The following is a 19,553-nucleotide window of genomic DNA, read 5'->3' on the forward strand; positions in this document are numbered from 1 at the left end:
AGGCTCCCGAATTTGGTTTGCTGTCGACAGGATACCGAGGTTCCCGGTTTTCAAATCGTAGTAGTCGACGGCGATCGGTATCCATTGGGCATCGTCATTGTCTGGTGCGGCATCGACGTAAGCATGGAATTCGAGATCGTCGATGAGCCCCGAAGCACTAAGGGGAGATCCTCGTCGTGCATAAGGTTGAGGCCCCTCTTTTGCGTGTACTGATTGAGGGTGCGATTGATCTTCGCAGGACCGTTCTGCATCAGCTTCGGAGCACTGGCGTGCCAAGATTGTCGGGCATCCTTTTCCTCGGACGTAGCAGCGGAAGTGATCTCCGGGGATGCGGTGCCACTTTGAGGGGATCCCTTGAATTTCACGACGAAGACCAACCCGACCACCGCCGCAAGTCCCAGAACCAAGGTGATGATCTCACGGGATTTCATTGTTCTATGGATGCTTGGGTTAGGGTCAGTCGAGTTTCTTGAGAATCTCAATGCGGCGCTTGGAGAGAACCTCGAAGCGTTTCCGGATCTGATCGAGCGAGTAGCTGGCGGCGCTGGCCTGGTTGGAGGCGTCGTAGGCTGTGCTCGCGCCGTCATTGGCCAGGTCGTAGTCGCCGGAGACGGCTCCGTAACCTGCAGCGAATGAACCGATGAAGGCGTCGAATTCCGCGCTGCTCATCTGGGCCTGGTGCTGCCGGGCGGCGATACTGAGTTGTGCAATCTCGGTCTGGATGGAGCGGAGTTCGGCTCTGAGTTCGGATTTATTGGGGCCACAGGCTGCCAAGAGCAGGATGATGGCGAGGGGGAGGCAATGTGGTTTCTTCATGGATGGAGGTGTTGGAGGAGTGGCAGGAACCGGATTGCTCCGATATTGGAGCAATCCGGCATCTTTGCCGGGATAGGGTCAAGCTCCGACTTCGGAGCAATGGCGGCTGGAAAACAGAATCTGGTGGGTGGTCGCGTTCGCAAGCTCCGGACGACGGCCGGACTGTCCCAGGAGTCGCTTGCGGCGAGATGCGGGGCGGCAGGCTGGGACGTGAGCCGCGGAACCTTCGCCAAGATCGAAGCAGGCCTGCGCCGGGTGAACGACGCGGAATTGCTTATCCTGGCGAAGGCCTTGCGCTGCACGGTCGGAGACCTGCTGGAAGGGTTTCCGGCCAAGGCCATCGCCGACGTGTTGCGTCAGGGCGAGGCCGGTGGCTGAGCGAAACCCGGTTGCAGGTTGGCTTGCTCCCACTCGAGGCAGGCCTCGCGCGAGGGATTGGAATGGAGGAGTTGCAGGGTATCCGCGCAGCGGACCTCCCAGCATTGCTCCTCCGGGTTGAAGTCGATCGCAGTGGCCCGGACGACATGGAGCCGTCCGAGTTGCCTGAGATCGATCGCTTCCGTGTAGATGCAGTCGACGGCCCCTCTGGGATCGAAACGCAGTGTCGTTTTCATGATCCTCCGAGGGATTGCTGTTGCTGGACGTTGACGCCGCCCTGCCGGTGCTCCGGCTTGAGCGTGCGCCCGGTGGGCTTGCCAAGGGCCTGCTCGATACTCTGCGTGGCGGCCTCGCAGCCCTTGCCCTGGAAGCCCTCAGCCTCCACTTGAATGTCACCGGTCGGCGACACCCGAACGAGGATGCGACGGCTCAAAGCACACCTCCTTCCAACGTGACTAGCACGGAGCCATCGGCTTCGAGCCGGCGGTTGAAGCGCAGGCCTCGGGTCCGGGCTTCCCGGATCGTCTTTTGAACGCCGTAGTTCTGCAGGAGTCGGCCGAAGCCGGCACCCACTTCGCGTTCGACATGACCGTTCCACCAGTCGGTGGTCAGGGAATAACGTCCGCCGTCCTCGGAAGGATCGACAGCGATGTCATAGGGGCCTTTCAACCGGACTACCCGGTGGGCTGTCCGGTTGATGCCAGCGTAGCCGCGGCACATGATCCCGGATTCCAGCACGAGGTCGAGTTCGGTGCAGGCGTCGCGAAGTGCTTCGAGGTCACGGACCTCAGTCTTGATGGTTGTGAAGTGAGACATGGGAAATTGCGAATGATCGTTGAATTGAAGGTTAGTTACGCGCAAAGGGCGGCCCCGCGATGGAGCCGCCCTTTGCGCGCGTTAGTTGGGCGATCTTTGGCTAGTCAGGTAGTGGAGGTGGTTTCTTTGGCAGGAGTCGTGGTGGTTGGAAAAGATGGAGAGTTGGGATGGAGTCAGGGGTGTCGGGTGATGGATGGCAGCACGGTGGGAAAGGTATGCCGGTACGCGCCGATGCCCGCGCGGAGACAACGCGGGCATCGGCGGCAGCTATGCTATGGAGAAGGGTTCAGGTCATCCGGGAGAGCCCGTGATCCCAGCAGGTTTGCCAAAGTCCACGGAGGTCCGTGGGAGGAGGCTCGGCGAAATCTTCGCTGGCATACATGAGCGCGATCAGCTCGCAGAACCGCTCTTGGCCTCCAGCTCGTGCCCCGTACCAAGAAGGCTCACCTGGCGGCCGATGCGGTCCAGGTAGCCACGACAGTCGGCCGGACGCCGCCGTCTTCCATGACTCGGTCCTGTAGAGTTCAAGGTAGTCCGCCGGTGCCGGTTCGCCGAATGCTTCCCGAAACTTTTTCCAGTGCAGGGGACGGTATTCGTTCCAGAGGACATGTCCGAGTTCATGCATGGCGAACCAGTTTCTCAGGAAGGAGGTCGGGTAGCGTCCCATGTTCAACCGGGAGGTCGTGCCGTTGAAGACAACCTCCGAGCCGCCGAGTGGAAGATCCCATTTCGTGGTGATCGTGAAGCGAGGCACGCGGATACCACAGGAGAGGAGATAGGCAGCCGCCTGTTGGACCGCGTCGCGGGCGAGCTGTTGGCTCTTTGTGGGTGGTGTCTTCATTGGTTGGAGAAATGACCATCCACCCCGCAGGACGCAAGTCTCTGCCGGGTGGACGGATGGTGTTGCTAGCTGGCCACTGCGAGCTTTCGCCCGCCGAGTTGGCCGAAGCGGCTCAAGACGTCGCGACCTTCGGTACGGACCATTGCGACAGCATTGGAGCGGAGTTGGTCGAGCCCCGCGCGGAGGCTCTGCATCGCGTTGCTATCGTTGCGGTAGTCCTCAGCGCTGCGGGTGAGCAATTCCTGGCGGAAGCGCTCCAGCGTGGACTCCAGATGGGAGTCGCCCGCGAAGTTCAGGCTACGGAAGCTGTCGATGAACGACGTCAGCCTGTTCAGCGTGCGTTGATGGACTCCTCCTTCGCTGCCATCGATGGTCGCAAGGACGTCCGCAGCGAGCCGGGCGGTTTCTTCCCGGAGAGTCGTCACACTCTCCCGGATGAAGCCGTCCAGGTCGCTTTGGAGCCGGCGCTGCGCATCCTCCGCCACGCGGCGGCGCTGGTCGACAATCTCCATCTGGTCGATGGATTCCGAGACTTCCAGGCGGAGGTTCTCGGGTGCCGCAATCTGGAAGAACTTCGACTCGAACCCGAAGCGCTTGGTGATATCTCCAGCAGGAGGGAAGGATTGCTCGATGGTGATGAGCAGCCGCTCCGCGCTATCATTGAGGTTGCGGGCTGCTTCCCGCCACTCCTCCATCGCCTTCTCCCGCAGCGGGCCGTAACCGGCGACGAAATCAAGAGTGGCTTCGCGGAATTCATCGCGGAGCTTGTCGAGCCCCTCGGTGAGCCCGGCCAACCGGGGATTGGGAACGAAGCGGGCGATCCCGCCGAGGAAGGGGAACGACGATCCCTCCACGAGCGCGTGGGCCCGGGACTCGATCAGCGAGAAGGCCGCCAGGGCTTCCCGGGGAACCAGACGTTTATGACCGAGCTGGATCAATCGGTCGCTGACATTGGCAGGGTCGAGGCCGAGGTCTTCGGCGTTGAGTCGCTTGCAACCTCGCCAGTATCGAACCGAGGTGGCGCAAAGGACTCCGCGTCGGCATACAGCTTCAAGCAGTGGCAGGTTGTATTGAGTTTGGGACATATAGGTGGTTGTTGGAATTGATCGTTATGGCTGGAAACGAAGCGCCCGCCGGGTCTCGGAGACCGGGCGGGCGCTTCGCGGATGGACTGGCTTTCTATCTCGTCAGGCGGGCGATCACGATGGTGGCAATCACTCCAAGCAGCATCGGCAAGTAGAAGTCGTCGATGATTTGAAGGGACAGCGCCGCTATCGAGAGGCCAGCGAAGACGGATATGATGAGGTTGGCATTCATGGTGGATTCTTAGCGCAAAAGGCGCCCTAGAGTCAGGACCACAGAGGCTCCGAGGAACGCGTAGGCGAGGGTTTTGATACCGTCGCCCAGCGGTTTGGTGTCGGTGACGTAGGGTGCCGGGCATGCACGTGGTGTGGCCTCGCTGCACGAGTTGCATAGCAGCAGTAGGGCGAGGCATCCGGTAAGGAGGAGGGTGCGCTTCATGCTGCCGCCCTCCTTTCCGACATCACTCCAGGCCAGCGCTTGCACTCGTTCCGGTACTGGCACGACATGCATGTCATTCCGGGTTGCGGATGGAAGCGCCCTTCCGACATTCCACTGACGGCGGTGTCGATCAGACGGACCACCCGGTCCTTCCGCTTCCGATCCGCCGCCGGCGACGATACCCGAAAGACCTGCGGCACTTTCGTTTTTACGAGATAGACTAGGTCGAGGGATGCAGGCTTCTCGCCCGTCGCCACCTCCAGTAGAAGCTGGTAGGCTACAAGCTGGATTTCGTGGTCGAAGGCTGCATGCTGCGAATCGGGTTTCGCCGCGACCGATTTGAAGTCGACCGGAGTGAAGTTGTCGGTCACTAGGTCGAGGACTCCCGTGAGCGGCACCGCAAGGCCAGGAATGGTCTCAGTGAGAGGGACCTCGACCCCCCGGGGCTTCCCACGAAGTACTTCTGGGGAATCCAGATAGGCGGCAACGATGCAAAGTCCGGCGAGGCGCGACTTCTCGCGCTCGCCTTCCTTCCAGCGCACCGGGCCTTCCTCCTGCTCCAGCTTGAGGAAGGCATCTCCGAAGGCTGCGGCAACAACCTCCGGGGAATCGTCAGTGCCACGCCAGCGCGCCAAGTGGAATGCCTGGAGTGCGGAGTGGACCGCTTTCCCCAGATGCAGCGCCGGGGTGGTCGGCTTCCTGATCTCCGCCACCCGCTCGAAGTAGAAGCGGAGCGAGCAGGCGAGGTAGGACTTCGCGGCGGACGGACTGATGTAATCCGGGAGCGAGGAGATCCCGGACTTCTGTGGACTAGCGAAGGCGATCATCGGCGACCTCCTCCGTTGTTGCCGTTGACGCCCGCGTAGGCGGAGCGGCGACGGGTAGTAACCGGGTTCTTCGGCCCGCCGTGAGCTTCCAGAAGCTCGTCTATAAGACCCGAGGCCTCCACCTTGTTAAGTTGGCGGACGCCCTTGCCGAAGCGCTCGATGGCTAGGTTTTCGACATCAGCTTTCTCAAGATGGTGCTCGGCGACGAGGTTCTCGATCAGCTCTCTCTGCTTTTCCGAGCACTTCCAAGGGCTGCTGGGAGCTGGGCGCCCGGTGCCCTTTGTCAGCCCACCGGAAGCAGCGGGTGGTGCTTGATCGGTCATCCCGTAGTCTCCGGGAGGAACGAAGCCGGTATGTTGGATCTGCTCGTCGACGTTGGTCTGGAGCAGCTCGTAGATGCGGGCAGCTTCCGCCGGCACATCGTCTGTTGTCACGAGTTCGGTCTCGATCTCGACGCTAAACTGGTGGGACGAGTAGCCTGGGAGACCTAGGCGCTTGCTGTAGTTTGCAATCAATTTGATAGCCATGGCTGGTTGGGGTTGGTGGTGGATTTGGTGGAGGTTCGTACGCAGCAAGCCCCCGGCTCTCGCTTGGAGAACCGGGGGCTTGCGAGCGACGGACGAGTGGTGGATCAGGCGACCGCCTTGCCCGAAGGGCTAGGCGGGCTTGGGTCCGGGAGGATGATCAACGCGGTGACGTTGGTCCCTAGCGCCTCCCGCAGGAGCAGGTCGGCCAAACGGGTCATCGGCATGCGCTGGCGCTGCCCTTCGTGGTAGAGTGCCCGGATCACATCATCTGAGAGAGCCGGGCTGTAGAGGGTGCGAGGCATAGACAAAGTGCGGTTTCTTCAGAATCTTATGGCACTGGAAAGACCGGATTTGCGCTGCCTGTGGCCTGCAGTTCATCGCGGTGGGCATGCAATGGCTGCCGCAGTCCATTTGCAGTGGGATGCATTGCATGCAGTGGTATTCCAAGCCGGGAGGTGAGGTGACAGCGGAGGGGGGAGGGGCGATTTCTTGACAGTTTTCGCCAAGGACTGAATGAAGCGAGTAGACTGCGGTCTCAGCTTCTCAGCGTGCCCTCAAGGATGTCTCGTCCGACCTGCCGCCGGGCTCAAGCTGCTCTCTCCATCGCGGCGAAGAATCACGGGACCAAGCGTAGTCCTGACCGTTGCACGGCGCTACTACTCGGCACTCAGCCGATCGACCGTTCACTTCTTGCTGCGGAAGCAATCGCGGTAAAGCGGCTCCTCGGGAAACAGGCTTGCGACGTCGGTCTTCAATGCCCGGGCCAAGTGGATCAGCTCGATGTCGCCAACCCACCGCAGACCGCCTTCAATCTTCGCAATGGTGTCGCGGGCGATGTCCCATCCCAGAAGCTGGCATGCAGCGGCGAGTTCGGCTTGGGACATGCCACCGGCCGTGCGAAGCTTGGCTACTTGTCGCCCGACCACGTTGAGAGGGTAGGAACGAGCCATGCGACGCGGATTCTAACGAACTCCGGGATTGTCGCTGTGCCCGAACGAGCACAGAATGTTCCGGAATGAGCACAGCCATTTCCTCCCCTCCCGTCCGTAGACTTGCCGGAATCCTCCCCCTGTTTTTCAGCTTCTCCAAGCCTCTCATCCTGCTTGTCGGCGGACTACTCTGTATCGGTGGGGCGCTTGGCGACGAACGGCAGCGCGACGCCTTCGTCGACAGCCGGGCGAAGTTCGATGGCCTGCTCCTGAAGGCAAAGGATCAGGCTGCGCTCACGAAGCTCTGTGATGGCTTCACTGCCGCCCTTGAGCGCCAGCTCAAAGATGCCGGCTCTTCGGATGAGCCTCTGGTGAAATCGATCGGAAAGGAGAAGCTCAGGGTCGTGCAGGTGAAGGGCGCATGGCTGGCTGATCCGGCCAAGTTCCGGAGGGTGATGCTGGACCGCACCTGGAGGGACTGCCGGGGATACAAGGAGGCCACCGGCGACTTCCGGACTGTGATGGGTGTCAAACCCAGTCCGGACAGCCTGAGAGCGGATCTCGACTTGGCGGAGACCGACAAATCGAAGCTGGTGAACAAGCCTATCCTCACGCCGTTGGAGGAGTTCGCGAAGGACATTCCCGGCGTAAAGGGGAAGCTACCCGAGATCGCCGGCTTCGATGTGGGCATGTCGGGCTCTCCCAACAAAAGCTTCCATTACTACGGGTTCGACGGCGAATTCTCCTCGAAGCAGATTCCGGGACTTCTGTTGGATGTGTCCTACAACCGGATGTATGTGGTCACGGATGCCGTGGGCCAGACGGTGGCGGTTCAATTCACCTGCGAGGATCCGAAGGAGGCGGACAGGAAGAAATTCGGCGATGCAGCTGAGCTGAGCGTCTACAACTTCGTGCAGTTCCGCCGGAAGGGGGTCCCTGATTCCACCGTCCGGTACGATACAAGGAAGGTCGACGGGGGCGGGTGTGCCATTCACACGGTGCTGCGGATTGAGGGCAAGACCAAGGAGATCAACAGCCTGTTCCTTTCGGAAACGGCGCGACAACTGGTGGTCCATGGGTTGAGCCTACCGTGAGCAGGCAGGCCGCCCGTCATGGAATCCCTTGGAAGGAGCACTCTGACAATGCTCGCGAGCACCGTCACGCAGGATTCACAAGCAGACCCGCCGTGAGCAGAGAGAGATGGGGGAAGCGTTCGCGGACGGGACTGGCCTTCAAGAAGTCCTCAAACGGCACCGGGCGCACCATCTTGTTCTCGGTGACTACCAGGCCAGCGTCTTCCAGGCACTGTAGCAGGTGATCCCGGGAGTCGGCGTCCAAGGTGTAGGCCTTCCGCTGGACTTCCCGGCGGGTGGCGCTCCCTTTAGAGCGGATGAAGGACAGCACATCGGCTGCTAGCGCGCGGTTGTTTCCGAGACCCAAGCCGTGGGCATGGTATTGCAGGGCTACCAAGCTGTAGGCGATGCCTCGCAGCGTGGTCCGGTAGAGGTCAGCATGAAGCGCCTGCCTCATAGGGCTATCCCGAGAGCCCTTGCCTATGGCCTGGGCGATGTGGTCGGTAACGGTGCCTAGTTGCCGGATGAAGTTCCGGAGGAGGAATTCACGATCACCGGGCAAGCTGGCGGAGATGCGTCTGATCAGACCCTCGTAAACTTGGAAATCGTCCAAGACGGGCTGTTGGGTCGTGTCGGTGAAGAACATTCCCGGGTGATGGCGATAGAACCGGGTGGAGGCGACGATCGGCGGGACCAAGTCCCGCAGGTTCTCGATGACGACCTGCTGGCCGAGGAAATGGGGCAGATGGAAGACGGGCTTCGGCAAAGCCAGCGTGGCGTCTACCAAGTCGGTGTTCCATTCCGTCATGGGGAAGGAGCCGGTCAAGGCCACGCGCTTGGTCGTCGGGTCGAGCTGGTTATTGAATCCCTTCGGGGACAGCAACCGGTCGAGGTGTTTGACAAGATCCCTGAGCAGAGCGGCGCGGCTCTCTTTTGACAGCACGATCAAGCTGATGTGATCGTCGTCACCCGTCACGAAGCCGAAATCCTTATCCCAAGCTTGATCATAGTGATTTGCTTCCACGGCAGGGAAGAGCGCTGCCTTGTACTGCTGCCAATATGCCGGGTAGTCGCCGAGCAGTCGCTTGAGAGAGACGGGATCGAGGTTTCGAGCCCTCAGCTTGCTGCGCAACGCCAATGCCGCTCGCATCGTTGTACGAGCATGATCGGGATGGCCCGAGAGGCCGTTCGCCTCGGGATGAGGCTCGCTCGTGCGCTTTGGGGGAAACGCCGGATTGAACATCGGCCCCATCAGCCTCGCGAGAGCCTTGAAAGCTTCGTCTTCGCCGTCACTCCCGTTCACGAGCAGGAACGACGGCGCTGAAATAGAGAAGGCCGAGCCACTGAACTGCCAGATCGACAGCACCAGCGAGGTAATCAAGGTGCTCTGCGCGAGATCGTCCTCAGGAACGGCGTGAAGGAGCGAGGCGAATGCCTGTTCCTCCGGACCGAGGTAAGAGGGCATGGTGATGGATTCAGCCGACATCGATGACGAGGGGCTTGGGGTTAGGAGGGATGGCGGGACGGACGAGGTGCCAGACGTCGTCGCGGGATGCCACCCGCCCTGCTGCTTGCAATTCGGCCAAGACCTCCCGGCACAGGACGATGGGCAACTTGTCGTGGCGGCGGACGAGTTCCCGGGCGGTGTGAGGGCGCTCGGCGAGCAGGATGCAGAACTTGGCGGCGAGCTTTTCGCGCTGCCTCATCTGATCCGCGTATCGGGCGAGGGTGGCGGCGCGCGCCATCCGGGCCGCCAGATGCCTCGCAAGGGGCATGACGCCGTTAAGGTCCAGCGTGAAGCCCGCAGGTGCGGGGGCTGCCGCCACAATTTGCCGCAGCCCGAAGCAGAGCATGGGCAGTAGGTTCTTGAGGGCTCCAACGATACCCGGGACGGCACCCTCGAAGGTGCCAAGGTGGCGGACAAAGGCTTGGTGGTGCTTCAGCAGATTCCCTTGGGTAAGGGAGATGCGCTGTTCGCCGAGGCGGTGCGAGAGGACATTCTCCAGCGCCAGCTTGTAGCGCTTGGCAGGGTCGCCGATTGCGACGATGCCATCCACCGAAGGCGGCTTCCCGGCTGGCATGTCGGTTAGCCAGAGCATCCGGTTCAGCCACGGGTCCACGGAACCATCCGCCACGAGTTCGTCCAGCAGACCTTGGCCAAGCCGGGCCGTGGTGATGCCGCGGACGTGGAGAGGCGTGGCGGAAGGCAAGCCACGCCCATCCATGACCCCAAGCAGGGTGGCTCCCGATGCCGCGGCTTGGTGCCGGGTGGCCATGGGGAAATCCACCAGCGGGTAGCCACGATGCGTCTGGCGCAACTGGTGCGAGAGCATCTTGGCGTCGCTACCTTCGTGAAAGAAGCCGTTGCGAGTGTAGAAGCTGGCAGTGTCGTGCAAGGCTCCCCGCTTGAGAAGCTGGGATGCCACACGCGTGAAGTTCCGCTCCTCATTCGGCTGAGCTTGGATCTGCTCCAAGAGCATGCTATCCTGCGCGGTATGTAGCAGGCCGGGCGTGAACTCAGAGGCCTTGTGATCGACGTCGAGGTGGGCAACCATAAGCGGTCGCTTGGCATCTACGACTCCGGGCATCTTCAGAGACGCGAGGAGGATATTGTCAGAGAAGGCATTCTGCAGCTCCCGGATGGGGGCGATGACGAGTTGCTCGTGGAGGACGGGGGAGAGCGAGCCTCCGGTCAGCCAATGCATGGCGGGTGCCAACTCGATGTTGTCGTCGACGATGCGCGCGTCGGGACCGGCTGCCGCCGACAGGGCAGCGCACATCGACACGAGGACGTTCATGCCGGCGACGGGATCGCCTTCACCCAGGAGCAGGTGGTTGAACGATTGAAGGAGCTTCTGTCCCGGATCTGGAATGATGAGGGGCTTCATGGTAAAGGTCGGGTGATTCAGGTGGGTCGCGTTGTTGGTCGATCCCGGAGGAATAGGTTGTGGGTGCGGTGACGATGATTTTCCGCTGGCGCGCAGTCATGATACCCCCGGCCGCTGGCACGGCCGCCCTTCGGGTCAAGCTCGGTCTCGGCGCGGCAAGTAGCGCGCCTGCGGCGCACTATCCGCGCTCGACCTTTGCTTGAGGGTTATCAGGACTGCAGAGCGCCGGCGCTGCGCCCCGCGCGGACCGCCTTCGGCGGCCTCGCGCGGGTCTTGCGGCGACACCTCTCACGCCTTGCCGGCGGAGCTACGTCGAGTGCCGTAGTCGGCTCAGACGCTACGCGACCTCCTTCGGCCTGTCGTGCCGGGACAGAGGCTTCAAAGAGGTGCGACGCCGGTGGTTGTCTGAGGGATTTCAGCATCTTCAGTTCCGGTTGAGAATGTATGGGCTGTCGTCGATCAGCTCGTCTTCGGAGAAGTGGGGGCGAAAATCCTTGGGCCAGAGTTCAGCGCCACCGTAGATTTCCACGATCTTGAGATCTGTCCGGTCGCGGAGCCAGGTCGCGCGCGTAAACCGTTCCAGCTTGGGGATGCGGATACTGGGCTGGAGGAAGTATGCCTCGTCGGTCAGCACGTCGTCGAAGGCGATAGGGCTGAACTCTTCCAACGCCCGGGTGATGTCAGACTTCAGCGTCGAGCGAGTGTTACGATGCGGCATGTTGATCCGCTCATAAAGGCTTTGTAGCTCCTCCCGGCTCCCGCGCCCGTCGCGTACCAATGCAGCAATGAACTTTGCCAGTTTGGACGCCTTGGAATCGCCTGCGTTTCGCACAAACACGCCAAGAAGTTTTCTCGCCTCCTGGACGTGCGCCTCTCGCAAATCGAGGAGGTCGAAACCCGCCAAATCGCCGCGGCTCTTAAAGGATTCCTTCAGTCTCGGGCCCATGAGGACGAACTCGATTCTTGCCATGCGCGGAGGCACGTCAGTGACACCGGATTTTCTCAGAGCGTAAGCCATCTGCTCGTCCTTGGCGTAGGTCCGTACGACGAGGTGCGTGCCCGGCAGCTTGCGCCAGTTTCCTCTGCTCATCGGCTCGTTGCGGATGGCGGGGTGGCTGCTCGCGAGGAAAGCCTGAACGAGGACTCGATCGGGGTCCCCTAGGTTGAGGGAGAGCTCGATCATGCTCCAATGGCTCCGGGAGCCTGGTAGGCCCGGGATCAGCCGCTTGGCGTCGGCGGACTTCTCCAGCACGAGTTGCATGACGGCTTGGAGCTCGCTGAGCGCCGCGCAAAGCATCGCGGCGCGAGTGATGGGGATCGCGTTGTGGCCGTGGAGCAGCTTTCCAAGGTTGAACTCGACGAGCCAAGCGTACCAGCAGCCGTCCCGCCGGACAGCGGTGATTACCACCGCGTCATCGGCCACGAGGCTGATCCGCGCCGTGATGGTGCCCTTCTTGCCGGACGAGCTCACCCTGACGTCCAGGTGCGGGAGGCCGCACGCCACACGGAAGGCCTCCGGGTCGTCGAAGAGCTCCTGCTTGAGACGCATGAAGTTCAGGAAGATTTTTGCTTGGTCAATCATTCGTCGGAGGGATGGGCTGCACAGGTAATTGGTCTGGATTGCGGTAGTGTTAAGATGGAAAGGATTGCGGAGGTGGATGACGGCTGATGCGGCAGGGCGACTAGCTGTCCTCGATTATCTACTCGATCGAGTAGGCGCATCCGCCCCGTTGACGCGGCGGATCCGTCTGGGACCTGTTCAGGCGATAGGGCTAGCGTCCGTGGTCGGCGTGAGGGCTCCCGGCCGGTCGACAAAGAAATTGGCCGGTTCTACTAGCGAGATCATCGTGCCATCCGTGGACAGCAAGCCAGCTTTCAACAAGAAGCTGAACAGCTCCTCGCGTTGTCCCGAATCGAGATCGCTCCTGAAGCTCGCGATCGTCTCGACGGAGACCGGCTGCATGTCTCGGATCTTGCCCAGGAAGATCTTCGCATCCGCGGGGGGCAGGATCGGCCAGCCGAAGCCATGGAACGCGAGGGCACGAATTCCGGGGACCATTGCGCCAATGCAGGCCTTGCTGATCTCGTCGCAGAGCTCAAACTCAGATTCCTCTTGGCTGCTGCCGGCGACGGCAGCGATGTGACCCACAAGGTGGTCGATCTCTCCCGCGAGCGTGCACATAGCTTCCACAAACTGGTCAGGGAAGCCATCAAGGGCTTCGAGGAACCCGGCGGGAGTGATCATGTCGTCAAATCCGCCGTTCGTGGCCTCGAAGCCGCAGAGGGCTTCGCTACGGAACGACGAAAAGAGCTCGTCTAGAGCATCGGCCCATTCAGACGGTACAGGGCGTTGGCTGGGGATCGTCACCACGCACTGCCCGCCGCGTGCGATCGTGTGGATGTCGATTTCCGACCATTCTGATTGGCTCAGCGTTGCCGGATGTAGAGCGAACAGATCGCATCCTTCGATGGGGAGGGAGATCGCCTTCAGTGGGAACACGGCCTTGAGGTGCCTCCCATCGGGTGTGAGGAGGCCGTGGCCGCTGGCATATTCGGAAATCCAGGGGTCAGCCGAAGGAGGCAAGGGGATAGTCTCGCCGTTGGATTCGCTCTTCACGATCATTACGAGCGGGCAGGGCGATGAGTGAAGCCATTGCAACTGGATCCGGGTGATCAGGAGCCGTTCGAGCAGGAGCGTCGGAGTCTTAGTCGCAATCTCCAAGAGTTTGCTGATAAAGGGACCGCGGAGAGGCGGGTCGTTGTTGGTTGTTGTTTGCATAGTTAAATGGGAGGTGGTGGTTCAGCGGGGAGAGGCGGATAGCGCGCTTCAGACGCGCACAGAAATTTGGGATGAATTACGGTATTGTTAAGGTTCAGGAACTATTACGGAGCCGGCTGCCAAGCAGGCGCTCCAGTTCCTCTGTTGAGATCAACCACACCCCGAAGCTCGTGATGGGATTGAGGTCGCCGCGGCGCACCATTGTCCGAAGCGTGCTCGCCGGAATCCCGGTCATCCCGGCGACTTCACGGAGGCGATAAGCCACACGTCCGCGGGAGTCGGGAGTCAGGGAGGAACGCTTCGGTTTGCTGGTCACAACGGCAACAATCGTCGAACCGCCGGAGCCCGGACTTCAAGGTGTAGACGGCGGAAAATTGCGGGAAGCTCCCGGCAGCCATCCGACAAGGCCAGGCGCTCCAACTGGGGCGACGGGAAGCGGGGACCGACAATTTGCCGACAATAAGATTTTCAGCTGCGGGAGAGCTGCCTCGATGAGGGCGACAAAGTGTCGACAAAGGCCGGCTCGGATTCAGATCCTCCGCATGCAGTGGCGAAACTCGACAAACGATGCCAAAAGTCCGACATGGGCTTCGAGCAGGACCGGGATCGGCTCAAGATTCTGGCAGTCGGACACTTCAAGGCCGGGAAGACCGCCAGGCAGTTTGCGGCCGAGCACCACCTGCCTCGCACGACGGTGATCGGCTGGCATCAGCGCTGGAAGTCCGTCAAGGAGGTGACCCGGCAGGGACGTCCGAGGAAGCTTCCGCCATTCAACGAATCAAGGGCGCTGGCGGCTCTCCGTGCGGAGGGGAGGTTCCATGATTGGAAACGCGTACAGGATCTCATCCGGGAGCAGTCCGGGGCCAAACTTGGCCGTCGGACGATCGTAAGGCTCTTTGAGCGGTGGGACATCCATGCGGGCCCTTCGACGGGAAGGGGCTTCCGTCTGGTTGCCTCGAACTGGGTTCAGCCTGAGATCACGATTCACCATGGTGCACACCAGAGAGGGACTCTTTGGAAGCTTCTGAGCAAGCGTGGCTTGGAAGCTTTCACGTTCACCCACGGTGAGCCTGCTGCCGATGCCAGACGCGTCGCCCAAGCTCTGATCGAACGGGTAGGACGATCCAAACCACGATGGCTGCGCGGCGTGCTTGAGCGTCTGCAGCAAGATTCCAGCTGACATCCCTCTCGCATTTGTCCTTGAACGCAGCCGGACGGAGAATCGGGCGAAGCACTAAAATCCCGGGATATCGTCGCCGATGTCTCCGTCGTTGGAGTCAAACTCCGAGGCGCTCTCCGCGATGTCAGCAGCGTCAGGGCCGTAGAGCGCCAATTCGTCGGATGTCATCGCGCTGTCAGAATAGCTCTCATCGTCGTGGAGCTGGCAGCGCAGATCTTCGGCTTCTTCGTGCAGAGGGCCGAAGTTGAAGCCAGCGGGCATGATACCCCGGATGTCCGGGATCAGCTTTCGGTTGAGATCGGAGCGCTTGGAGCGAAGCCGGAGGTTTAGGTCGTTTCCCGGTTCGTCGCCGGGTCTTCTGCCGTGGCGCAGCAGGTAACGGAAAATGGCCCAGGGGCGGTAGTAGGTGGAAGAGCTTGCTTCGCCCGTGGCAAGATCCCCTTCTTGTGAGGAACTGCTGCCATCAGGAGCACTTGCGTCAAGGGGACCACATGGCCCACGCTCGCCGAACATTAGCATGATCAATTTGCTTCGCTCGATGGCATCGAGCTTCCGGTAAGCACCTCCAAGGTCCATGCCGTTGCGGTGGTTGACGAAGTTGGAAACCGCGGCGGAGAGATCTCGGTAAGAAGGTTGACCTGGGGGCGATGACTCATCCCCGTCCGTCTGCTGCAACAACCACATCAGCTTCTTCACCTCGGACTCGATCCGGACCTTGATAGGAATTGCAGGGCCGGTCGCCGAGACCAGATCAACCCCGTCCTCTTGCGGGTCCGTGGCGCGAAGCTCGTCGAGATGCTTGGCGAACCAGATGTTCACATCCTTCATGAGCCTGATGACGGAGTCCGCCGATTTGAGTCCCGGCCAGCCGAAGTCGATCAATCTCTTCCGGATTGCTCCTTCGGTCAGAATCTCGTCGGGTCTGAAAATCTGTTCCGCAAAAACGATTCGTTCGGGGTCGAATGGAGCATTGAGCATCACGAACGCCCTTCGCATGGCAGACTGAAACAGCCGGTCGAGATCCGGATGGCTCATGGGTTCAAGCAGCCGGAACCTTCGCACCCGGCGACGGTCAATCCGGGTTTTGTTCATGGCACCGATCGCGAGCTTCAGAACGGAAGAGGCTTCGCGAGACGACTTGAGATCATCAAGCGATTCGACGACATCTAGAACCACTTGGCGCAGCTCTTCCAGCGCGGCCATGGACGTGTTGTAATACGAACTGGCCACAATCTGGGCGGACACGAGACTGGTGGCCAAGGCGACGACATCCTTCATGTCAGGGGTTTCCCGAATGGACGCAGGGGAGCGCTTCGCATTCTTCTTGGTGGCGGCCTTCTTGGTGGCGGCCTTCTTGGTGGCGGCCTTCTTGGTGGTGCCCTTCTTGGTGGTGCCCTTCTTGGTGGTGCCCTTCTTGGTGGTGCCCTTCTTGGTGGTGCCCTTCTTGGTGGTGCCCTTCTTGGTGGTGCCCTGCTTGGTGGTGCCCTGCTTGGCAGCGGCTTTCTTCGCGCTCATGATTGGAATTTTCCCATTCGGGTCGGTTCAAGGTGCGGTAGGTCCGTCAAGCTGGCATAGTAAGCTGAAGTAACGGCTGGGGTGGAGTGGCCAAGAAGCTTCTGCGCGTGGAAGAGACTAAAACGGGTGGCCACATAGGAGCCGAACTCTTTGCGCAAGGCGTGACAGGGCTTTGGGTCGGTCACGCCCAGCTTACGCAGCCATACCACGAGGACTCTGTGGGCTTCTTCGCATCGATAAACGAGGCTCTGTTTCACCGATCCGCGCTTGGGTTTGGCTTTGGGGGCCGGAACGATGAAGCGCTCGTCCGCCTTGTTTGCGAGAAGGGTTTCCCATACGACTGGGTCGATGGGGATGACCCGGGACTGCTTGGACTTGGGCACGAAATCGCCAGAAGCACGAACTTCGAGAAATCGCCTGCCGTCAGGCATCTCTATCACCCATGACCACTCAGCTTTGTCAGCTTCGTTGCGCCTCAAGCCCAGCCCCAGTTCTAGGAGCAGAATGGCGAAGGCATCGGGGCGGGGGAGCCGAAAGTCGATGGCACCATCAGAGCGCCTCCCTCCCTTGAGGGTGGGCTCCGGAGCGTCCGGGTTGCCGTCGCGGAGCACCGTGGAAGAATTCCAAATGAGATCGATCAACTCCCTTGGAAACGGTGAGTGTGCCTTGATTGGAACCCGCTTCATCTTTGTGCCGGAGAAGGGGTTGTCGAGAACGAGGCCCCTGATTCGGTAGGACGCGAGCAAGCTCGGCGAGAAAATCGAGGCAGCATTCCTTAGTATCCCGTTGAGTGTCGTCCGAACGCTCGCAGCATCGCGGGGTCTTGGCTTCTTCTTGGCACGAGGCTTTTTTGTTGCTGTCGGCGTCTCTGTAGGCAACGCGGCACGGAGGTAAACATCCTTGAAGCGCTCCACCGACGAAGCATCCAATCGTCGAATTCGCGTGATCCCCGAGCCACTGCACACCCGCATCAAGCTGCGAATATACCGCTCGCTGGTCACCTTGCTCGGCGGGGAGTCAGCCGTGATGATTGCTTCCCGATACAGCTTGCAGAACTCTTCGACTGTCGGATCCGCGGGAATTTCGTCGCGGCGTTTCCCGTGGAGCTTGATGGCGGCATCAAAGCCGCGGCTTTTGATGTCCGCCATGATGGCGGCGGCCTTTGAATGCGCAGCCTTTAGCGTTGTTTCGCCAGTGGAAAAACGCCGCCGCTGGCCATCCACCATCAGACGCACCGAATAGAAGCGACTCCCTGGTTGCTGGAAAAAGTGGAACTGATTTGCCCTGCTGGACTGTGTTTTGCGCTTCTCCATTATGGGGACCGTTAGAGAATCTGGCCTAGGGCAATTATAGGTCAATCCAGAACCCCAAGGACTCCACCGGAATCCACCGGAATTTGGGTGGATTCGTAATTTAAATGGCTCACTAATAGTGTGTTGTGATTGGGTTAGGTGCAGTCTGGTGGAGTCCTAAAAATCCCCGATTTCAAACTCATAATCCCTTGGTCGTGGGTTCGAACCCCACCGGGCCTATTAGCGGTGACGTCCTTGGAGGTCGAGTCTCGCCGTGCTGCTCCGTTGACCCCGGGCCTTCCAAGACCCAATTCGCGGGTGCCTCCGGATCGCAGCCTTTCCTTTCCCTGTCCACGCAGGGATGCATCCGGATCATGGGGGGCAATTTTCCTATGAAATGGCGGGCTCTTGGGGGGGCGCAAGGAGACTCCCTGGGCAGAATCGAGGAGGATTGCCAATAAAGGAGGGAGGAGTGAGAATTCCAGTTGACCGGGCATTCAACCATGGGTTCGGTTCGTCCCTTGCGGAGGCGGAAATAAATTGAGGCACTCACTATTTTCTCATGAAAAGATCGCTACGCTCCGAAGCGAACCTTAGGTAAACTCTCCTATGACCCCGGAACCATCCGCTGCAGTCCCAATCGCATCCTTTCCCGGCCATGTAGGGGTCGTCCCTCCAATTGAAGAAAAGCGCGACCACGTTTTCGCCAAGGAGGGGGCTGGCTCCGCCGATTTCAGCTTCAATTCGGAAACCGCGGCAGTTTTCGACGACATGGTCGACCGCTCGGTCCCGAGCTACGCGGAGATCCAGCGGATGTGCTGCGAGCTGGCGGCCGATTTTGCGACGCCGGGCTCGAATCTCTACGATCTGGGTGTTTCGACCGCCACCACGCTGCTCGCGCTCGATCGCAAGGTGGATCCATCCGTCAATTTCATCGGCGTCGACAACTCCGGCCCCATGCTTGAGGAAGCTGGTGCCAAAATCAAACGCTCCGGCACCCCGCGCGTGATCCAATTGATCGAGGGGGATCTCCATGAGACCCCGGTGATCGAGAATGCCTCGGTGGTGATGCTGATCCTGACTCTCCAATTCATACGTCCGCTTTACCGCGAGCGGATGATCCAGAGGATCTACGATGGGCTAAATAAGAACGGCTGTTTGATTCTCGTGGAGAAGATCACCACCGAGAACACCGTCCTGAACCGGCTCTTCATCAAGAACTACTACGACATGAAGCGCCGTGCCGGCTACTCCGAGATCGAGATCTCGCAGAAACGCGAGGCGCTGGAGAACGTGCTCATTCCCTACCGCCCTGAGGAGAACACCAAGCTCCTGAAGGACAGTGGTTTCGATTGCGTGGAGGAATTTTTCCGCTGGTATAACTTTACCGGCGTCATCGCCCTGAAATAACCCAGCCCTCTTTTCCATGAATCTTGTCTACCTTTGGGGCAGCTTCCTGTTCAAATACCGCAACACGGTTTTTCCCGTGTTCCTCGTCATTCTCTTCGTCTTGTTTCCGCCGGTTCTCTTCGGTGGCACCTTGGCGAGTGACATACGGCTGGATCTGGTTGGAGTCGGCCTTTGCCTGCTCGGGCAGGCTGTGCGCGGCGCGGTGATCGGCTTCGCCTACATCAAGCGAGGCGGCCTGAACAAGAAGGTCTACGCGGACACGCTGGTCACCCGTGGGATCTTCGGCGTGTGCCGGAATCCGCTCTACGTCGGCAATCTTCTGGCCGCTGCCGGGATTCTGGTCGTTCACAACAATCCTTGGGTCTATCTCATCGCTGGCCTCTTCACTCTCGCCTCCTACCAGGCGATCGTGCTCACGGAGGAGCGCTTCCTGCGGAACAAGTTCGGCGAGGAATTCGAGCAATACTGCCGCGAGGTCTCGCGCTGGATGCCGCGTCTTTCCAAGCTCCGCGGTGCCACGGATGGCATGGTCTTCCAGTGGGGCAAGGTGATCACGAAGGACTACAGCACCTGCTGCACTTGGGTGGTGATCGTCAGCCTGCTGTTCATGTATGAGGCCTATCGCTCCGGTATGAGCCTTCCATCCGGTCGCATCATCGCCGGATGCGCAATCTTGGTTACGGCGGCTGCCTTCAGCCTGGTGGTCCACCGCTACAAGAAGAACATCTCGCGGAAGCGGGTGCTCCAAGCGTAAAGCGCGG

The 19,553-nt window shown here is 60.4% G+C and carries 24 protein-coding genes; 5 read left to right on the top strand and 19 right to left on the bottom strand.

Annotated elements, in window-relative coordinates; all coding sequences use genetic code 11:
• Window positions 1-50 precede the first annotated feature (50 nt).
• Together BV071_RS00500 and BV071_RS00505 are read right to left on the bottom strand one after the other, a co-directional pair.
• Entirely contained in the window at window positions 51-431 is a 381-nt protein-coding gene (locus BV071_RS00500; protein WP_035600600.1) for a hypothetical protein, read from the bottom strand.
• A 25-nt stretch (window positions 432-456) separates the two neighbouring features.
• A complete protein-coding gene (locus tag BV071_RS00505) occupies window positions 457-816 on the bottom strand; it encodes a hypothetical protein (RefSeq protein ID WP_035600603.1) in 360 nt (119 codons plus the stop codon).
• A 99-nt stretch (window positions 817-915) separates the two neighbouring features.
• Here BV071_RS00505 and BV071_RS00510 point away from each other — a divergent pair, with 99 nt between their 5' ends.
• The gene (locus BV071_RS00510; RefSeq protein WP_035600606.1) at window positions 916-1,194 is read left to right on the top strand and encodes a helix-turn-helix transcriptional regulator; all 279 of its coding nucleotides are present in this window, start codon (window positions 916-918) and stop codon (window positions 1,192-1,194) included.
• On the opposite strand, the gene BV071_RS00515 is transcribed toward BV071_RS00510, so the two are convergent.
• The 10 genes from BV071_RS00515 to BV071_RS00550 all read right to left on the bottom strand — a co-directional run bounded on the left by BV071_RS00515 (window position 1,173) and on the right by BV071_RS00550 (window position 6,676).
• A complete protein-coding gene (locus tag BV071_RS00515) occupies window positions 1,173-1,430 on the bottom strand; it encodes a hypothetical protein (protein WP_035600609.1) in 258 nt (85 codons plus the stop codon). The two genes, BV071_RS00510 and BV071_RS00515, sit on opposite strands and share 22 nt — an antisense overlap.
• Window positions 1,427-1,603, bottom strand: coding sequence for a DUF2997 domain-containing protein (locus tag BV071_RS34110; protein WP_265593897.1), 177 nt, complete (start codon window positions 1,601-1,603; stop codon window positions 1,427-1,429). The genes BV071_RS00515 and BV071_RS34110 overlap by 4 nt, the downstream gene beginning before the upstream one ends.
• A 20-nt stretch (window positions 1,604-1,623) precedes the next feature.
• Window positions 1,624-2,010: a DUF1257 domain-containing protein gene (locus BV071_RS00520; RefSeq protein WP_035600612.1), complete on the bottom strand. Its 387-nt coding sequence runs from the start codon at window positions 2,008-2,010 to the stop codon at window positions 1,624-1,626.
• A gap of 286 nt (window positions 2,011-2,296) precedes the next feature.
• Window positions 2,297-2,851 (bottom strand): hypothetical protein, encoded by a 555-nt coding sequence (locus tag BV071_RS00525; protein ID WP_035600615.1) that lies wholly within the window; start codon window positions 2,849-2,851, stop codon window positions 2,297-2,299.
• Between the two features lie 65 nt (window positions 2,852-2,916).
• Window positions 2,917-3,936: a DUF3150 domain-containing protein gene (locus BV071_RS00530; RefSeq protein ID WP_075090804.1), complete on the bottom strand. Its 1,020-nt coding sequence runs from the start codon at window positions 3,934-3,936 to the stop codon at window positions 2,917-2,919.
• Between the two features lie 94 nt (window positions 3,937-4,030).
• A complete protein-coding gene (locus BV071_RS35055) occupies window positions 4,031-4,168 on the bottom strand; it encodes a hypothetical protein (RefSeq protein ID WP_265593898.1) in 138 nt (45 codons plus the stop codon).
• Between the two features lie 200 nt (window positions 4,169-4,368).
• Window positions 4,369-5,199 carry a PD-(D/E)XK nuclease family protein gene (locus BV071_RS00535; RefSeq protein WP_052572698.1) on the bottom strand — a complete coding sequence of 277 codons (831 nt, stop codon included), beginning with the start codon at window positions 5,197-5,199 and terminating at the stop codon, window positions 4,369-4,371.
• The gene (locus BV071_RS00540; RefSeq protein ID WP_035600622.1) at window positions 5,196-5,726 is read right to left on the bottom strand and encodes a hypothetical protein; all 531 of its coding nucleotides are present in this window, start codon (window positions 5,724-5,726) and stop codon (window positions 5,196-5,198) included. The genes BV071_RS00535 and BV071_RS00540 overlap by 4 nt, the downstream gene beginning before the upstream one ends.
• Window positions 5,727-5,830: 104 nt before the next feature.
• Window positions 5,831-6,028, bottom strand: a complete 198-nt coding sequence (locus BV071_RS00545) for a hypothetical protein (protein ID WP_035600623.1) — start codon at window positions 6,026-6,028, stop codon at window positions 5,831-5,833.
• Window positions 6,029-6,409: 381 nt separating this feature from the next.
• Window positions 6,410-6,676 carry a helix-turn-helix transcriptional regulator gene (locus tag BV071_RS00550; protein WP_035600625.1) on the bottom strand — a complete coding sequence of 89 codons (267 nt, stop codon included), beginning with the start codon at window positions 6,674-6,676 and terminating at the stop codon, window positions 6,410-6,412.
• 65 nt (window positions 6,677-6,741) lie between these two features.
• Between BV071_RS00550 and BV071_RS00555 the strand changes: the two genes are divergently transcribed.
• Window positions 6,742-7,749, top strand: coding sequence for a hypothetical protein (locus tag BV071_RS00555; protein WP_035600628.1), 1,008 nt, complete (start codon window positions 6,742-6,744; stop codon window positions 7,747-7,749).
• 64 nt (window positions 7,750-7,813) lie between these two features.
• On the opposite strand, the gene BV071_RS00560 is transcribed toward BV071_RS00555, so the two are convergent.
• The 5 genes from BV071_RS00560 to BV071_RS34115 form a co-directional block, all read right to left on the bottom strand.
• Window positions 7,814-9,193 carry a hypothetical protein gene (locus BV071_RS00560; protein WP_265593899.1) on the bottom strand — a complete coding sequence of 460 codons (1,380 nt, stop codon included), beginning with the start codon at window positions 9,191-9,193 and terminating at the stop codon, window positions 7,814-7,816.
• A 10-nt stretch (window positions 9,194-9,203) separates the two neighbouring features.
• Complete coding sequence (locus BV071_RS00565; RefSeq protein ID WP_035600635.1) at window positions 9,204-10,616, bottom strand: hypothetical protein; 1,413 nt, start codon at window positions 10,614-10,616, stop codon at window positions 9,204-9,206.
• Between the two features lie 424 nt (window positions 10,617-11,040).
• Window positions 11,041-12,198, bottom strand: coding sequence for a hypothetical protein (locus tag BV071_RS00570; RefSeq protein WP_035600638.1), 1,158 nt, complete (start codon window positions 12,196-12,198; stop codon window positions 11,041-11,043).
• A 177-nt stretch (window positions 12,199-12,375) separates the two neighbouring features.
• On the bottom strand, window positions 12,376-13,395 hold the full coding sequence (locus BV071_RS00575) for a hypothetical protein (protein WP_035600639.1): 1,020 nt from the start codon (window positions 13,393-13,395) through the stop codon (window positions 12,376-12,378).
• A 94-nt stretch (window positions 13,396-13,489) separates the two neighbouring features.
• Window positions 13,490-13,711, bottom strand: coding sequence for a helix-turn-helix domain-containing protein (locus BV071_RS34115; RefSeq protein ID WP_075090805.1), 222 nt, complete (start codon window positions 13,709-13,711; stop codon window positions 13,490-13,492).
• 231 nt (window positions 13,712-13,942) lie between these two features.
• Here BV071_RS34115 and BV071_RS00580 point away from each other — a divergent pair, with 231 nt between their 5' ends.
• Window positions 13,943-14,575, top strand: a complete 633-nt coding sequence (locus tag BV071_RS00580) for a hypothetical protein (protein ID WP_265593900.1) — start codon at window positions 13,943-13,945, stop codon at window positions 14,573-14,575.
• Between the two features lie 54 nt (window positions 14,576-14,629).
• Here BV071_RS00580 and BV071_RS32245 read toward each other — a convergent pair whose 3' ends face one another.
• Window positions 14,630-16,090, bottom strand: a complete 1,461-nt coding sequence (locus BV071_RS32245) for a hypothetical protein (protein WP_052572699.1) — start codon at window positions 16,088-16,090, stop codon at window positions 14,630-14,632.
• Complete coding sequence (locus BV071_RS00590; RefSeq protein ID WP_035600644.1) at window positions 16,087-17,403, bottom strand: hypothetical protein; 1,317 nt, start codon at window positions 17,401-17,403, stop codon at window positions 16,087-16,089. The genes BV071_RS32245 and BV071_RS00590 overlap by 4 nt, the downstream gene beginning before the upstream one ends.
• A gap of 588 nt (window positions 17,404-17,991) precedes the next feature.
• Here BV071_RS00590 and cmoA point away from each other — a divergent pair.
• Both cmoA and BV071_RS00600 read left to right on the top strand, forming a co-directional pair.
• Window positions 17,992-18,792 (top strand): carboxy-S-adenosyl-L-methionine synthase CmoA, encoded by an 801-nt coding sequence (gene cmoA / locus BV071_RS00595; protein ID WP_081885687.1) that lies wholly within the window; start codon window positions 17,992-17,994, stop codon window positions 18,790-18,792.
• A 16-nt stretch (window positions 18,793-18,808) separates the two neighbouring features.
• Complete coding sequence (locus BV071_RS00600; RefSeq protein ID WP_035600647.1) at window positions 18,809-19,546, top strand: isoprenylcysteine carboxylmethyltransferase family protein; 738 nt, start codon at window positions 18,809-18,811, stop codon at window positions 19,544-19,546.
• The last annotated feature ends 7 nt before the right edge of the window (window positions 19,547-19,553 follow it).

This window comes from Haloferula sp. BvORR071 (assembly GCF_000739615.1).
In the GTDB taxonomy this organism is placed as follows: Bacteria; Verrucomicrobiota; Verrucomicrobiia; order Verrucomicrobiales; family Akkermansiaceae; genus Haloferula.